Source organism: Cupriavidus sp. MPR-AND1C (genome assembly GCF_058809705.1).
Genome location: NZ_JBXASU010000066.1, coordinates 1 through 14,556 on the forward strand (window position 1 = coordinate 1; position 14,556 = coordinate 14,556).

Consider the following 14,556-nt stretch of genomic DNA (forward strand, 5'->3'; position numbering starts at 1 on the left):
CGTGGCCGACATCAAGTCCCACGTGACGTCGACCCAGAACGCCACCAACAACATCTACTAAGCCGCGGGCCACGCCCGAAGCCGAATTCGCAATCCACTGAATACCCCGGAGAACTGCCATGACTACCACCCTCGCCATCAAGGACCTGTCCGTCACCGAAGAACTCGACACCCGCGCCATGCGCGCCGTGCGCGGCGGCTTCGTGCCCTTCATGCCTGTCTTCAGCCTGACCAAGATCGACTCGACCTTCAATGCTTCGCAGCTGATCGGCCAGACCCAGAACGTCGTGAACATGAACGGCAACAACACGGCCTTTGCCGCCGACATCAAGTCCCACGTGACGTCGACCCAGAACGCCACCAACAACATTTATTGAATGGTCCCGGCACCGGCAAGAGGCGGCCCCGCCGCCTCCGCTGCCAGCCAGTACCCGCCATTTCCAGCAATCAAGTCAAGTGAAGTCTAGGAGAACCATCATGTCATCCATCATCGTGCGCGACCTCGCCCTGACCCAAGACCTCGACAGCAAGTCCCTGGCCGCGGTGCGCGGCGGCAATTCCTGGTTGCAAGGACTGGGCCCGGTGGCCAACGTCAATGTCAACGTCAACCAGAACATCGCCCAGTTGCAGAGCATCAACGTGAACACGCTCAACAACGTCGGCGTGATCGGCTCCGGCTTCGGCCCGCTGAGCATCGACGTCAACCCGTCGCAGTGGGCCGCTACCCACGCCGCGGTCTGAGCGAGATGCGCCCCGCTCCGTGGAAACCCAAGGGTTTCCACGGCTGTTGCGCACGAACTGGCACCGCCCCGGAGGTAAAACCCGTGGCCTATACTGATCTGGCCGGGCCTGCCGCATCGCGCGCACCCACCCGGCGAACCCCGGCCGAGCCGGCCTTCGCCACCCTGCAGGAGGAAGTCATGGCCGTCATCGTCATCAAGGATTTGCCGGACAGCGTGGATCTCGACAGAGAAGCCATGGTGGCAATCACAGGCGGCGCGAGAACGCGCGCCGGTCATGCATGGACGCAGCGCAAGCTCGGGGGAGCCTTGCGCGTCATCAGCTATCCGGAGGGCTTTCCAGGCCAACCGCTGGCAGGCACGCAGTCGCGGCCGGCCGGGGACATCAAGCGCAAGTAAGTCGAATCAGAAGCGCAAGGCAGCGATACTCTGCCCTCCGCGCCCGTTGCCCTGTCGGCAACGGGCGTCAGTGCTTTTGGGAGGTGGGTTTTGAGAACTTTGGCGGTTACTTCGGCGGTTGCATTGCCGATCAACGAGCCGCGTTGCGCTCGATCCAGGCGGCATAGGTCGCCAGGTACTTGCCCAGGAATCCACGGGTGGACTCGTTGGCGATGCCGCCCTGCTCGTCGAAGAGCTTGTCAACGCCGCTGATATAGGCTTCCGGTTGCTGGAGGACCGGGATATTGAGGAAGACGAGCGACTGACGCAGGTGGTGATTGGCGCCGAAGCCGCCGACGGCGCCGGGCGAGGCGCTGATGACGCCGCCGGGCTTGCCGTCCCAGGCGCTCTGGCCGTAGGGGCGCGAGCCGACGTCGATGGCGTTCTTGAGCGCGGCCGGCACCGAGCGGTTGTACTCGGGTGTCACGAAGAGCACCGCGTCGGCGCGCCGGATGCGGTCGCGAAAGGCGACCCATGGCGCGGGCGGGCTGGCGTCCTCGTCCTGGTTGTACAGCGGCAACTGGCCGATTTCGACGATGTCGAGCTTGAGCCCGGCCGGCGCCATCGCGGCGAGCGCGAGTGCCAGCTTGCGGTTGAAGGAGTCCTTGCGCAGGCTGCCTACCAATACGGCTACATCACGTGGAGTACTCATCGCGATTCCTTTTTCGTTCACGGCACCATGGGTGGACGGAGCCGGCTCGCGCGCCGCATTGCTGCGCAGCGGCGGCCGGTCCAAGCGTCACTCTAATCCATTTGCGCGAAAGGAACCGCCAGTCGCCAGCCTACAGCGCCGCCAGCGGATGCTCGCCGTGCGCCCAGGGGCTGTCGAAAAACGCGTGCACGCGCTCGCGGGTGACCTCATCGAGACGCGCGGGCTGCCACTTCGGCGCGTGGTCCTTGTCGACCGCCAGCGCGCGAATGCCTTCGACGCCGTCGCCGTGGCGGAACACGTGGTACATCATGTCCAGCTCCATACGCAGCTCGTCGTTCAGCGCCATGGTGCGGGCGCGGCGGATCTGCTCCAGCGTGACGTTGAGCATCAGCGGCGAGCGCGCGCGCAGCATGGCCGCCGTCTGCGCGGCCCAGTCGGAGCCGGCATCGCTCACCGCTGCCACGATCCCGGTCACCGAGGCGCCGGCAAACAGGCCATCGATCTCTTCCTGCAGCTTGGCCAGCTGGCTTTCGCCCGGCGGGCAGGCGGCGCGGTGCGCCGCGGTGGCCTCGTCGACGCAAGCGAGCACGGCGTCGCCATCGGCAAACTGACGTGCGCGCAGCACCTCCACCAGCTCCGCCATGGCATTGCCCGGCAGATAGGCATCCGCCAGGCCTGCGTACAGCGCGTCAGCAGCATGAATCATGGCGCCGGTCAGGCCCAGGTATTCACCCAGGCGACCGGGCGTGCGCGACAGGAACCAGCCGCCGCCCACGTCCGGGAACAAGCCGATATTGGTCTCCGGCATTGCCATCTTGGTCCGCTCGGTCACCAGACGGCGGCGTGCGCCTTGCGAGATACCCATGCCGCCGCCCATCACCACGCCGTCCATCAGCGCGATGTAAGGCTTGGCGTAGGTATGGATCAAGTGATTGAGCGCGTATTCCTCGACGAAGAACTGATCGAGCGCCGGATCGCCGGCGAGCGCGGCCTTGTGGAAGAAGCGGATGTCGCCTCCGGCGCAAAAAGCCTTGCCGCCCGCGCCGGCGATGACTACGGCCGCCACTTCGGGCGCCACCGCCCATGCGTTGAGCGCCTGGGTGATGGCGCGAATCATCTCGAGCGACAGTGCGTTGAGCGCCTGGGGCCGGTTCAGCGTCAGGTAGCCGATGCCACCCTCGATGCGACCCTGTATCTCGCTTGTGACCAAGTCAGTCATGTCTCTCTTCTCCGCGAATGCAACCCGCAACTTTACACCAGCCAAGCTGCGCGCCGCACCCCTGAGCGGCGTCCGAGACACCGCGTTCAGGCCACCCGAAATGCCGACATCAGCCCGGTAAGCCGCTGCGCCTGGTCCTCCAGCGAAGCCGCTGCCGCAGCGGCCTGCTCGACCAGCGCGGCGTTCTGCTGGGTCATGCCGTCCATCTGCGCCACCGCCTGGTTGACCTGCTCGATGCCGCGCGACTGCTCGTCGGATGCCGAACTAATGCCGCTCATGATGCCGCTCACGCGGCGCACCGCACCAACCATTTCCTGCATCACTTGCCCCGCTTGCTCGACCATCTCGCCGCCGGCGCGCACGCGCGACACAGAGTCGCTGATCAGCGTGCGGATCTCCTTTGACGCGCCCGCGCAGCGCTGCGAGAGATCGCGCACGTCGCCCGCGACCACCGCGAAGCCTCGTCCGTGCTCGCCGGCCCGCGCGGCTTCCACCGCCGCGTTGAGGGCAAGGATATTGGTCTGGAATGCGATCTTCTCGATGACATCGATGATGTCGACGATCTTGTTGGCACTGGCGTCGATCGCCTGCATGGTGCTGGCTACGCGCGCCACCGCGTCGCTGCCGCGCTCCGCCAGGCCAGTGGCGCTGCTGGCGAGGTCATTGGCCTCGCGCGCGCTATCCGCGTTCTGGCGCACCGTGCCCGTGAGCTCCTCCATGCTGGACGCCGTTTCCTCGAGCGACGCGGCCTGCTGCTCCGTGCGTTGCGACAAGTCGCTGTTGCCGCTGGCAATCTGCTTGCTGGCGGCGGCAATGGAATCGGCCCCGCCGCGCACGTCGCTCACCATCGCGGCCAGGCTCTCTTGCATGCGCCCGAGCATGGCGAGCATGCGGCCAGTCTCGCTGCGCCCCGCCTCGGCGCCGCAGCCGGCGCCATCCGCCTTCGCGCCAAGATCGCCGGCGGCGATGCGCTCGAAGCGGGCGATGGCCGTATCGAGCGGACCCACGATGGAACGCCGCAGGCGCCAGGCCACCACCGTGCTGAAGCACAAGCCAAATACCAACACGCCGATCGAAAGCGAGCGCAGCGTGGTGTAGCGCTCCTGCGACCCGTGATAGACCTCCAGCGCGCCGGCGAGCTGCAGCTTGCCCAACTCGGTATTGACGGCCGTGAAAGCGATATCGAGCTTGGGAATGGTCTCCAGCACGGCGCGCATCACCGCCTCGCGGTCGCCTTGCTTGAGCGCGGCGATCATCGGCGACACACCTTGCGTGAACAACGCCTCACGCTTGGCGGCAACGTCCGCAGCCGCGCGGGCTTCTTGCGCCGAACGCGGCAGCGCCAGATAGGCCTGCCAGGCCGCATCGGACTGGCGCGCAAACCCCTCGGCCGTATCGGCGCGCGCACGGGCGTCGGCGGGATCGGCGGCGAAGGTGGCCTGGTCGAGCAAGACCCGTACGAGCAACTGGTTGGAACGCGCCTCGGCCAGGTTGACCGCGGCGGAGAGCTGATGCTGGTAGATCTGCCGCGTGGCGTCGTTGCTGCGCGACATGCCAAACCAGCCTACGGCACCGACAATCATCAACAGTGCATTGGTGACGATAGTCAGAATCCACAATCTAGTACCGATCGTAGTGTTGCGAAACATGAGGGCTCCCCGTTGGTTTTAGCGCTGATGCGGCTCCGTTTTTGGCCGCCCCGCTATAACGGCACCCCTCACCGCTCCTTGACACCGCGCATGCGGATATTCAGTCGTGCAAAATAGTCAGGAATGCGAATGTGCGCAGGAAGGATTTTTGAGTGCGCTAGCGTACGCATTTGGCAACACCGCACGACCGTATAGAGGATCGCCTCCAGGCAAAACCGACAGAATCGGGCAACACTTTGCGCATGACACCGTCAACAATCGATCCCGGCCTGATCCTGCTGGCTTTCGCACCAGTCTTCCTGCTGACCATCGGCGCGGAGGCCTGGTACTGGGCGCGCCGCGACCCCGCCATCTACAGCCTGCGCGATACCGCGTCCAACGCCGCGCTGGCGCTGATGCACCAGGCGTCGGACGCGTTCTTCCTGTGGCTGATGGTGCGCACGGTCTACACGTGGAGCTACCAGCATGGCCTGAAGGCGATGCCGCAGACGGTCTGGTCGTTCCTGCTCTTGCTGCTGCTGCAGGATTTCCTTTACTACTGGTTTCATCGCGCCAGCCATCGGGTGCGCTGGATGTGGGCTTCACACGTCACCCATCATTCCTCGGAGGGCATGAATTTCTCGACGGCGTTCCGCCAGAGCCTGACATATCCGCTTTCGGGCATGTGGTTGTTCTGGATTCCGCTGGCGCTGATCGGCTTCACGCCCGACTGGGTGATCCTGGCGGTGGGGTTGAACCTGGCCTTCCAGTTTTTCGTGCACACCCGGCTGGGCGGCCGCTGGCACCGGCTTGAATGGCTGTTCAATACGCCCTCAGTACACCGCGTACACCATGCGCGTAACCCGCAGTACATCGACCGCAACTATGCGGGCGTGCTGACCGCGTGGGACCGCATGTTCGGCTCCTTCGTGCCCGAAGAGGCGCCGCCCGAATACGGCATTACGCGTCGCATCGCCAGCCATAACCCGATCACTCTCACCTTCCATGAGTGGGGCGACATGTTCGCCGACGCGTGGCGCCATCGCGACCTGCGGCACCTCTGGAAACCGCCCGAGTGGCGTCATCCGCGCGACCTGGCGGCCAGGGACGTGCCGCTGGCCGGCACCGCATCTGGGACGGACCGCAGCCAGGATGCATGATGGCTGGATAGCCAAAGGCGCCACGGAAAGCAGACAACAAAAAACCGCGCACGAGGCGCGGTTTTTTGTTGCTGGCAAAGTAGCCTGGGACGAAAACGCTTACACGGATTCGCGCGAAGCACGCTTACGCTCGTGCTCCTTCAGGTGACGCTTGCGCAGGCGGATGCTCTTCGGCGTGATTTCCACCAGTTCGTCGTCGGCGATGAACTCCACGGCGTATTCCAGCGACATCTGGATCGGCGTGACCAGGCGCACGGCTTCGTCGGTACCCGAGGCGCGCACGTTGGTCAGCTGCTTGCCCTTGATCGGGTTCACAACCAGGTCGTTGTCGCGGCTGTGGATGCCGATGATCATGCCTTCGTACAGTGCATCGCCCGGCTTGACGAACATGCGGCCGCGATCCTGCAGCTTCCACAGCGCGTAGGCCACGGCATCGCCGTCGTCCTGCGAGATCAGCACGCCGTTGTGGCGCTCACCCAGGCCGCCTTCGCGCAGAGGCGCGTAGTCGTCGAAGATGTGGCTGATCAGGCCGGTGCCGCGGGTCAGCGTCAGGAACTCGCCCTGGAAGCCGATCAGGCCACGGGCCGGAACGCGGTACTCGAGGCGGGTGCGGCCCTTGCCGTCGGACGCCATGTCGAGCAGTTCGCCCTTGCGGCGGCCCAGCTCTTCCATCACGCTGCCCTGGTGGCCGTCTTCAACGTCCACGGTCAGCAGTTCGTACGGCTCGTGCTTGACGCCGTCGATTTCCTTGAACACCACGCGCGGGCGCGACACGGCCAGCTCGTAGCCTTCGCGGCGCATGTTTTCCAGCAGGATGGTCAGGTGCAGCTCGCCGCGGCCCGACACTTCGAAGATGGTGTCGTCGCCGGTCTCGGCCACGCGCAGCGCCACGTTCGACTTCAGTTCGCGGTCCAGGCGTTCGCGCAGCTGGCGGCTGGTCACGAACTTGCCTTCACGGCCGGCCAGCGGCGACGTGTTGACACAGAAGTTCATGGTCAGCGTGGGCTCGTCCACCTTCAGCATCGGCAGCGCGTCTTGCGCGTCCGGTGCGCACACGGTGCAACCGATGCCCAGCTCTTCGATGCCGTTGATCAGCACGATGTCGCCGGCTTCGGCTTCCGCCACGATTTCGCGCTCCAGGCCCTGGAACTTCAGCACCTGGTTGATACGACCCTTGATGGGGTTGCCTTCCGGGCCGAACTTGACCACCACGTCTTGCAGCGAACGGGCACGGCCACGCGAAATGCGGCCTACGCCGATCTTGCCGACATAGCTGTTGTAATCGAGCGAGATGATCTGCAGCTGCAGCGGACCGTCCGGGTTGTCGTCACGGACCGGCACCTTGGCCAGCACGGTCTCGAACAGCGGCTTCATGTCGCCTTCGCGCACGTCGTCGGTCAGCCCGGCATAGCCGTTCAGGCCGGATGCGTAGATCACCGGGAAATCGAGCTGCTCATCGGTGGCGCCCAGCTTGTCGAACAGGTCGAACGTCTGGTTGATCACCCATTCCGGACGCGCGCCCGGGCGGTCGACCTTGTTGATCACCACGATCGGCTTCAGGCCCAGCGCCAGCGCCTTGCGCGTGACGAAACGGGTCTGCGGCATCGGGCCTTCGACAGCGTCAACCAGCAGCAGCACGCCGTCAACCATCGACAGCACGCGCTCCACTTCACCGCCGAAATCGGCGTGGCCAGGGGTATCGACGATATTGATGTGGGTGCCGTTGTATTCAACAGCACAGTTCTTCGCGAGGATGGTGATCCCGCGTTCCTTTTCAATGTCGTTCGAGTCCATCACGCGCTCGACCATTTGCTGGTTGTCGCGGAAGGTGCCTGCCTGGCGCAGGAGTTGGTCGACCAGAGTGGTCTTGCCATGATCGACGTGAGCGATGATGGCGATATTGCGGATGGCGCGGGTCATTGCAGCGTCTCGCTTTGGGGCTGAGCATCAAAAGATAACCCGAAATTATAGCATGCTGCGGCGCAAAACCCGAGGACGACGTTAGGTAGCTTCCGAAGCCGTCACCCCGTCACAAATCCGATTATTGCGATATCCGCAATAGCAAATTGACGTCCTTGCGGATCAGCGAACGTGAACATATAGTTGCCACGGCAAACATTGCACCGACAAGCACCGAGCCGAGATGTCCGAGCAGAGCCAGCCCATTTCCGACGAAGCCTTTCCGTTCGACCCGGCCGAGTACCGCATGGGCGAGAGCATCGGCTATCTGATGGCACGCGCCAAGAACGTGCTGTCGCACGGCGTGGAGCAGGAGGTCGATGGCCTGGACATCACGCACGCCCAGGCCACCTGCCTGATGATGCTGGCCGCCGGCCGTGGCAGCACGGTGACGGATCTTGGCCGGGAGCTCAATTGCGATATGGGCTCGGTCACGCGCCTGCTCAGCCGCCTGGAAAAGCGCGGCCTGATCGAGCGCCAGCGCAGCGATGCCGACCGGCGCGTGGTCGACCTGTCGATCACCCCCGCCGGCCAGATCCTCGTGAACCAGCTGCCCCAGATCTATTGCCGCGTGCTGAACCGGCATTTCCGCGGCTTCTCCGAAGCCGAACTACAGACCTTCCGCTCGATGCTGCACCGGATCATCGGCAACAACAGCGGGTAGCGGCCAGGCATGGCGGCCAGTGACGCCAGCGGCGCCACGATCTCTCAAATACAAGAAACAAGAACAAACACTAACGCTCTATCGCAGGGCACCCAGATGAACCAAGCTCTCTCTTCTTTTTCCGCTTTGTCGCCGCGTACGCGCGCGGCGTGCCGCCGCGCCGGTACGCTGGCGCTGACCGCGCTGGCGGCCGCGGTGCTGGCGGGCTGCGCCGCGTTCGGCAACTCGCACAGCACGCAGACCGTTACCGCGCCGGCCTCGCTCGCCAGCGCCCAGGCCCTGCCCTCGCAGCATGGCCAGTGGCCTTCGCTTGACTGGGTCGACCAGTTCAAGGACCCGCAACTGCGCGCCCTGGTCGACGAGGCGGTAAAGGACAGCCCCAACCTGCAAGCCGCTTTCGCGCGTGTGGAAGCCTCCCGCGCGATGGCGGACGCCACGCGCAGCGCGCTGTACCCGCACGTCGACTTTGACGGCAGCCTGGTACGCCAGCGCTTCTCGCAAACGGACCTGTTCGAAGGCACGCCGCTGGCCGGTTCGTGGCAGAACCAGTCACGCCTGCAAGCCGGGCTCTCCTATGATTTCGACTTCTGGGGCAAGAACCGCAAGGCGCTCGAAGCCGCTCTGTCCGACGACCGCGCTGCCGAGGCCGAAAGCCAGGCTTCGCGCCTGATCCTGACCACGTCGGTCGCCCGCACCTATGCCCGCCTGGCCGCCTTGTACGCGCAACGCGACGTGGCCGAGCGCGCCATCGCCCAGCGCCGCGGCCTGAGCGACCTGTCACGCGACCGGCTCAACGCCGGCCTGGACACGCAGGTCGAAACCACGCAGGCGCGCGGCACGGTGGCATCGGCACAGACCGACCTGCTTCGCGTGGATGAAGACATCCTGCTGGCGCGCAACCAGCTCGCCGCGCTGCTGGGCAAGGGCCCGGACCGCGGCCTGGCGATCCAGCGCCCGACCATCCTGGCGCAAAGCACGCCGCTGCTGCCGGACAACCTCACCATCGACCTGCTGGGCCGCCGCCCGGACCTGGTTGCCGCACGCTGGCGCGTGGAGGCCACCAGCAAGGATATCGAGGTGGCACGCACGCAATTCCTGCCGGCCGTCACGTTGTCCGCTTTTGCCGGCGTGGCGTCGCTGGACCCATCCAACCTGCTGATGGGCATCAGCCGGACCTTTGGCATCGGTCCGGCGATCCGCCTGCCGATCTTCGAGGGCGGCAAGCTGCGCGCCAACCTGAAGGGCAAGTACGCGCAATACGACCTCGCCGTGGCCAACTACAACCAGACGCTGGTCGATGCGCTGCGCGAAACCGCCGACACGGTGGCCAGCATCCGCAGCGTGGATACGCAGATCACGGCCCAGCGCGAGGCGCTGGCTCTCGCCGAGCGCGCCTACTCACTATCCACCATCCGCTACAAGGCCGGGCTAGGCACCCAGCTCACGGTGCTCAATGCCGAAAGCAACGTGCTGCAGCAACGCCGCCTTGCGACCGACCTGCAGGCGCGCCGCCTGGACCTGCAGATGGGCCTGATAAAGGCGCTCGGCGGGGGTTACCAGGAACAAGCCGAAGGCGCCGGGACGGATGCGCAGAAGCCAGCCGAGGCACGCGGCTAAACGGTTAGGTGGCTACGGCCAAGCAGCCGGAAAAACAACGAGCAGTACCGACAGCATTCTTAGAAGACGATCATGAGCGATAACAAGCAAGCGGCCCAGACTCCCGCCTCCCCGGCGGCTCCCGTCAACAACAACGGCAAGCGCAAGCGCCTGCTGCTCTCGCTGACCGCCGCGGTAGTGGTGGCCGGCGTGGCCTATGGCATCTACTGGGGCATGTACGCGCGCCACTTCGAGAGCACCGACGACGCGTATGTTGCGGGCAACGTGGTGCAGGTCACCCCACTGGTCGGCGGCACCGTGATTTCGATCTCGGCCGACGATACGCAGCTTGTCACTGCGGGCCAGCCCCTGATCCAGCTCGACCGCGCCGACTCGCAGGTCGCCATGGAGCAGGCTGAGGCGCAACTGGCGCAAGCCGTGCGTGAAGTGCGCACGCTCTACGTCAACAACGGCTCGCTGGCGGCCAACGTGACCATGCGCGAAGCCGATGTGGCCAAGGCGCGTGAGGACCTGAAGCGCCGCGAGGCCATCGCTGGCTCCGGCGCGGTTTCGGGCGAAGAAATCTCCCACGCGCAGACCGCCCTCACGGCCGCGCAATCGGCACTGTTGGCCACGCGCGAGCAACTGGCATCCAACAAGGTGCTGACCGACCAGACCACGGTGGAGAAGCACCCCAACGTGCAGCGCGCCGCCGCCAACCTGCGTGCCGCCTATCTCGCGTTCGCACGCTCGACGCTGCCCGCGCCGGTAACCGGCTACGTGGCCAAGCGCTCGGTGCAGGTCGGCCAGCGCGTAGCCCCCGGCGCGCCACTGATGGCCGTGGTGCCGCTGGACCAGGTGTGGATCGACGCCAACTTCAAGGAAGTGCAGATCACGCATATGCGCGTGGGCCAACCGGTCACGCTGGAGGCCGACCTGTACGGCTCCAAGGTGACCTATAACGGCAAGGTGGAAGGTTTCTCGGCCGGCACCGGCTCGGCCTTCTCCCTGCTGCCGGCGCAGAACGCCACCGGCAACTGGATCAAGGTTGTGCAACGCCTGCCGGTGCGCATCGCACTGGACCCGCAGCAGCTCAAGGACCACCCGCTGCGGGTTGGCCTGTCGATGAACGTGACGGTCGATGTGCGCAAGGAAGAAGGCGCGGCCATGACCAACGCCACGGTTGCGCGCCCGATGCAGACCGACGTCTATGAGAAGGTCGCGCAGGACGCCGACGCACTGATCGCCCGCATCATCTCGCTGAACAACGGCGGCCGCCAGGCGACCGAGCCCATGGCGGCGCCGGTGTCGTCGACGCCGGCCGCCGCCAAGCCCGCCAACACCTGAACATGGCTACCTCCCTCCCCGCGCGCGACGGCGCCTCGCCCGGCCCGGCGGCGCCAGCGGCGCGCCGCGCCGCGCCAGTGCCGTTGTCGGGCGCAAAGCTGATCGTCGGCACGATCGCGCTGTCGCTGGCCACGTTCATGAACGTGCTCGACTCCTCGATCGCCAACGTATCGATCCCGGCCATCTCGGGCGACCTTGGCGTGGCCCCCAACCAGGGCACTTGGGTCATCACCTCGTTCGCTGTGGCCAATGCCATCTCGGTGCCGCTGACCGGATGGATGACCACGCGCTTCGGGGCGGTGCGGCTGTTCATCACGTCGATCCTGCTGTTCGTGATCTCGTCGTGGCTGTGCGGTGTCGCGCCCAACCTCGAAGTGCTGCTGGCCGCGCGCGTGCTGCAAGGCGCAGTGGCGGGGCCGATGATTCCGCTGTCGCAATCGCTGCTGCTGTCGAGCTATCCGCCGCAGAAAAGCACCATGGCGCTCGCCCTATGGGGCATGACCACGCTGGTGGCGCCCATCATGGGGCCGCTGCTGGGCGGCTGGATCTCGGACAACATGACCTGGCCGTGGATCTTCTACATCAACATCCCGGTGGGCCTGGGCGCCGCCTATGCAACCTGGGCGATTTACCGCGACCGCGAGACGCCGATCAAGATCCTGCCGATCGACCGGATCGGGCTGGCGCTGCTGGTGATCTGGGTAGGCTCGATGCAGCTCATGCTCGACAAGGGCAAGGAGCTCGACTGGTTCCACTCGACCTCGATCGTCGTGTTGACAGTAGTGGCCATTGTGGGTTTCCTGTTTTTCCTGATCTGGGAGAGCTACGAGAAGCATCCGATCGTCGATATCACCTTGTTCAAGGGACGTAACTTCAGCGCGGGAGTGGTGGCCATCTCGGTGGCCTACGGCCTGTTCTTCGGCAACCTGGTGATCCTCCCGCTGTGGCTGCAAACCATCGTCGGCTATACCGCAACGGATGCCGGCATCGTGATGGCGCCGGTCGGGATCTTCGCCATCCTGCTGTCGCCGCTGATCGGCAAGAACCTGCCCAAGATGGATGCGCGCTGGGTCGCGACCCTGGCCTTCGTCACCTTTGGCGTGGTCAGCCTGATGCGCTCGGGATTCACCTTGCAGGTCGATACCCGCACGCTGATGATCCCGACGCTGATCCAGGGTGCGGCGATGGCGATGTTCTTCATCCCGCTGACGTCGATCATCCTGTCGGGCCAGCCGCCGGAGAGGATCCCGTCGGCCTCCGGGGTATCCAACTTCGTGCGGATCACGTTCGGTGCGATCGGTGCGTCGATCTCGACCACCATCTGGGAAAACCGCACGGCGCTGCATCACGCGCAACTGGTGGAACAGGTCAATCCGTACAACCCGACCTATATCGACCAGCTCAACCACCTGATGCAGCTGGGCATGAGCCAGGCCCAGGCCAACGGCCAGATCGAGCGCAACATTTCGCAGCAGGCGGCCATGCTGGGCGCCAACGATATCTTCTGGATCTCGGGCGTGCTGTTCTTCGTGCTGATCGTCTTTGTCTGGCTGACCAAGCCTAAGAAAGGGGGGGATCTGGACGCCTCCGCGGCCGGGGCGCACTAGCTGCAGTAGCTGCACCGAGCACACGCGCCGCACGCGAGGCCGATGCCGTCACAGGCATCGGCCTCGTGCTTTCTGGCCCCTTCCCTCGCCCAGGCTCAAGCCTTCGGGATTTCCTGCCCGATGCAGCCGCATTGGCCGCATTGGCCGCGTTAGAGCTTGACCAGCCGCTCGGGCCGCAAGGCGCCTTCACGCATGCGCGCCACGCCAAGCAAGCGGCGCGGCTCGCCGCCATAGACACTGGCGAGTTCATCTTCCGCCAGCGCCACGCCCGCCGGCAGGTCGCGCTGCGCGATGCGCTGGCCCTGCAGGAAGCGCGCCATCGCGGCCTCGTCTAGCGTTACCGCTACGCAGCGCTGCAACAGCGCATCGACCGGCGCAAGCATTCCGGGGCGCTCCTCGTCGGAGCGCTGCTCGATCTGCTCCAGCGTGACCGCACCTTCGAGGCTCAGGTCACCCACCGCTGTACGGCGCAAGCCGGTCAGGTGCGCGCCGCACCCGAGCGCCTCGCCAATGTCCTCGGCCAGGGTGCGGATATAAGTGCCCTTGCTGCAGGTCACGCGCATGCTGAAGGTGGGTACCTGCGGCAGCCCGCAATCGAGCAGCGTGATTTCATGGATGGTGACGCGGCGCGCGGCGCGCTCCACGGTCTGGCCGGCACGTGCGTATTCGTACAGCGGACGTCCGTCCTTCTTCAGTGCGGAATGCATCGGCGGCACCTGCTCGATTTCGCCCGCGAAGCGCAGCATTGCGGCGCGCAGCGCTTCGACATCGCAGGTTACCGGACGCTCGGCGATCACCTCGCCCTCGGCGTCGCCGGTCGCGGTCTTGAGGCCCAGCCGCACGGTGGCTTCGTATGTCTTGTCGGCCTCGAGCAGGTCCTGCGAGAACTTCGTCGCCTCGCCAAAGCACAGCGGCAGCAAGCCGGTGGCAAGCGGATCGAGCGTGCCGGTGTGTCCGGCCTTTAGCGCGCGCAGCATGCGCTTGGCACGCACCAGCGCATCGTTGGACGAAAGGCCGAGCGGCTTGTCGAGCAGCAGCACGCCATGCACCTCGCGGCGCGGCTGCCGGGGCGGGCGATTGGTATTGGGATGAGTCATGGCGGGGAGCTATGTGACGCCGGCAAAGCTTCAGGGCCGGGCGCGAACAAGAAAACGGCCCGTGGTTACGGGCCGTCTTTCAGTCTTCTTTTGCGCGTGTGGAGTTAGCTTCTTTGATCAGCTTGGACATCTCGATCGCTTGTTCCACCGAGGTATCGTGGAAGAAGCGCAGCGTCGGCACGGTATGGATATGCAACCGCTTGTAGAGCAGCGAATGCAGGTAACCGGACTTTTCGTTGAGGATGCCCTCCACTTCCGCGGCATCAGCCGCCAGGACGGTGAAGTACACCTTGGCGTGCGCGTAGTCGGGGGTCAGCGTGACCGACTGCAGTGTGACGAGCCCCAGGCGGGGATCGCGCAGCTCACGCTGGATCATCTCGGCCAGGTCGCGCTGGATCTGGTCGGAAATCCGGAGATTACGAGAGGAGATATTGCCTTTCTTGGCCATT

The 14,556-nt window shown here is 65.3% G+C and carries 14 protein-coding genes; 8 read left to right on the forward strand and 6 right to left on the reverse strand.

Translation table 11 applies throughout. From position 1 onward, the window contains the following. Positions 1 to 119 precede the first annotated feature (119 nt). The 3 genes from AC1RWI_RS27450 to AC1RWI_RS27460 all read left to right on the forward strand — a co-directional run bounded on the left by AC1RWI_RS27450 (position 120) and on the right by AC1RWI_RS27460 (position 1,139). On the forward strand, positions 120 to 377 hold the full coding sequence (locus AC1RWI_RS27450) for a hypothetical protein (protein WP_043347300.1): 258 nt from the start codon (positions 120 to 122) through the stop codon (positions 375 to 377). Positions 378 to 477: 100 nt separating this feature from the next. Further along, positions 478 to 741 carry a hypothetical protein gene (locus tag AC1RWI_RS27455; RefSeq protein WP_043347301.1) on the forward strand — a complete coding sequence of 88 codons (264 nt, stop codon included), beginning with the start codon at positions 478 to 480 and terminating at the stop codon, positions 739 to 741. A gap of 179 nt (positions 742 to 920) precedes the next feature. Next, entirely contained in the window at positions 921 to 1,139 is a 219-nt protein-coding gene (locus tag AC1RWI_RS27460; RefSeq protein WP_043352041.1) for a hypothetical protein, read from the forward strand. 130 nt (positions 1,140 to 1,269) lie between these two features. Here AC1RWI_RS27460 and AC1RWI_RS27465 read toward each other — a convergent pair whose 3' ends face one another. The 3 genes from AC1RWI_RS27465 to AC1RWI_RS27475 form a co-directional block, all read right to left on the reverse strand. Further along, positions 1,270 to 1,830 (reverse strand): NADPH-dependent FMN reductase, encoded by a 561-nt coding sequence (locus tag AC1RWI_RS27465; protein WP_492869891.1) that lies wholly within the window; start codon positions 1,828 to 1,830, stop codon positions 1,270 to 1,272. A gap of 130 nt (positions 1,831 to 1,960) precedes the next feature. Continuing rightward, positions 1,961 to 3,049: an enoyl-CoA hydratase/isomerase family protein gene (locus AC1RWI_RS27470; protein WP_492869892.1), complete on the reverse strand. Its 1,089-nt coding sequence runs from the start codon at positions 3,047 to 3,049 to the stop codon at positions 1,961 to 1,963. 86 nt (positions 3,050 to 3,135) lie between these two features. After that, positions 3,136 to 4,698: a methyl-accepting chemotaxis protein gene (locus AC1RWI_RS27475; protein ID WP_043347304.1), complete on the reverse strand. Its 1,563-nt coding sequence runs from the start codon at positions 4,696 to 4,698 to the stop codon at positions 3,136 to 3,138. A gap of 242 nt (positions 4,699 to 4,940) precedes the next feature. Here AC1RWI_RS27475 and AC1RWI_RS27480 point away from each other — a divergent pair, with 242 nt between their 5' ends. Further along, complete coding sequence (locus tag AC1RWI_RS27480; protein ID WP_043347305.1) at positions 4,941 to 5,837, forward strand: sterol desaturase family protein; 897 nt, start codon at positions 4,941 to 4,943, stop codon at positions 5,835 to 5,837. A 99-nt stretch (positions 5,838 to 5,936) separates the two neighbouring features. Here AC1RWI_RS27480 and typA read toward each other — a convergent pair whose 3' ends face one another. Then, on the reverse strand, positions 5,937 to 7,757 hold the full coding sequence (gene typA / locus AC1RWI_RS27485) for a translational GTPase TypA (protein WP_043347306.1): 1,821 nt from the start codon (positions 7,755 to 7,757) through the stop codon (positions 5,937 to 5,939). A gap of 223 nt (positions 7,758 to 7,980) precedes the next feature. Between typA and AC1RWI_RS27490 the strand changes: the two genes are divergently transcribed. From AC1RWI_RS27490 to AC1RWI_RS27505, 4 genes are all read left to right on the forward strand, one after another. Further along, positions 7,981 to 8,460, forward strand: a complete 480-nt coding sequence (locus AC1RWI_RS27490; RefSeq protein WP_052494620.1) for a MarR family winged helix-turn-helix transcriptional regulator — start codon at positions 7,981 to 7,983, stop codon at positions 8,458 to 8,460. 96 nt (positions 8,461 to 8,556) lie between these two features. Beyond that, positions 8,557 to 10,077 carry an AdeC/AdeK/OprM family multidrug efflux complex outer membrane factor gene (locus AC1RWI_RS27495; RefSeq protein ID WP_043347307.1) on the forward strand — a complete coding sequence of 507 codons (1,521 nt, stop codon included), beginning with the start codon at positions 8,557 to 8,559 and terminating at the stop codon, positions 10,075 to 10,077. Positions 10,078 to 10,149: 72 nt separating this feature from the next. Beyond that, positions 10,150 to 11,403: an HlyD family secretion protein gene (locus AC1RWI_RS27500; RefSeq protein WP_043347311.1), complete on the forward strand. Its 1,254-nt coding sequence runs from the start codon at positions 10,150 to 10,152 to the stop codon at positions 11,401 to 11,403. A 2-nt stretch (positions 11,404 to 11,405) separates the two neighbouring features. Then, entirely contained in the window at positions 11,406 to 13,010 is a 1,605-nt protein-coding gene (locus AC1RWI_RS27505; protein ID WP_492869893.1) for a DHA2 family efflux MFS transporter permease subunit, read from the forward strand. Between the two features lie 149 nt (positions 13,011 to 13,159). Here AC1RWI_RS27505 and truB read toward each other — a convergent pair whose 3' ends face one another. Together truB and rbfA are read right to left on the reverse strand one after the other, a co-directional pair. After that, positions 13,160 to 14,107: a tRNA pseudouridine(55) synthase TruB gene (truB, locus tag AC1RWI_RS27510; protein ID WP_043347314.1), complete on the reverse strand. Its 948-nt coding sequence runs from the start codon at positions 14,105 to 14,107 to the stop codon at positions 13,160 to 13,162. 79 nt (positions 14,108 to 14,186) lie between these two features. Further along, positions 14,187 to 14,555, reverse strand: a complete 369-nt coding sequence (gene rbfA / locus AC1RWI_RS27515) for a 30S ribosome-binding factor RbfA (protein WP_006162086.1) — start codon at positions 14,553 to 14,555, stop codon at positions 14,187 to 14,189. Between the last annotated feature and the right edge of the window lies 1 nt (position 14,556).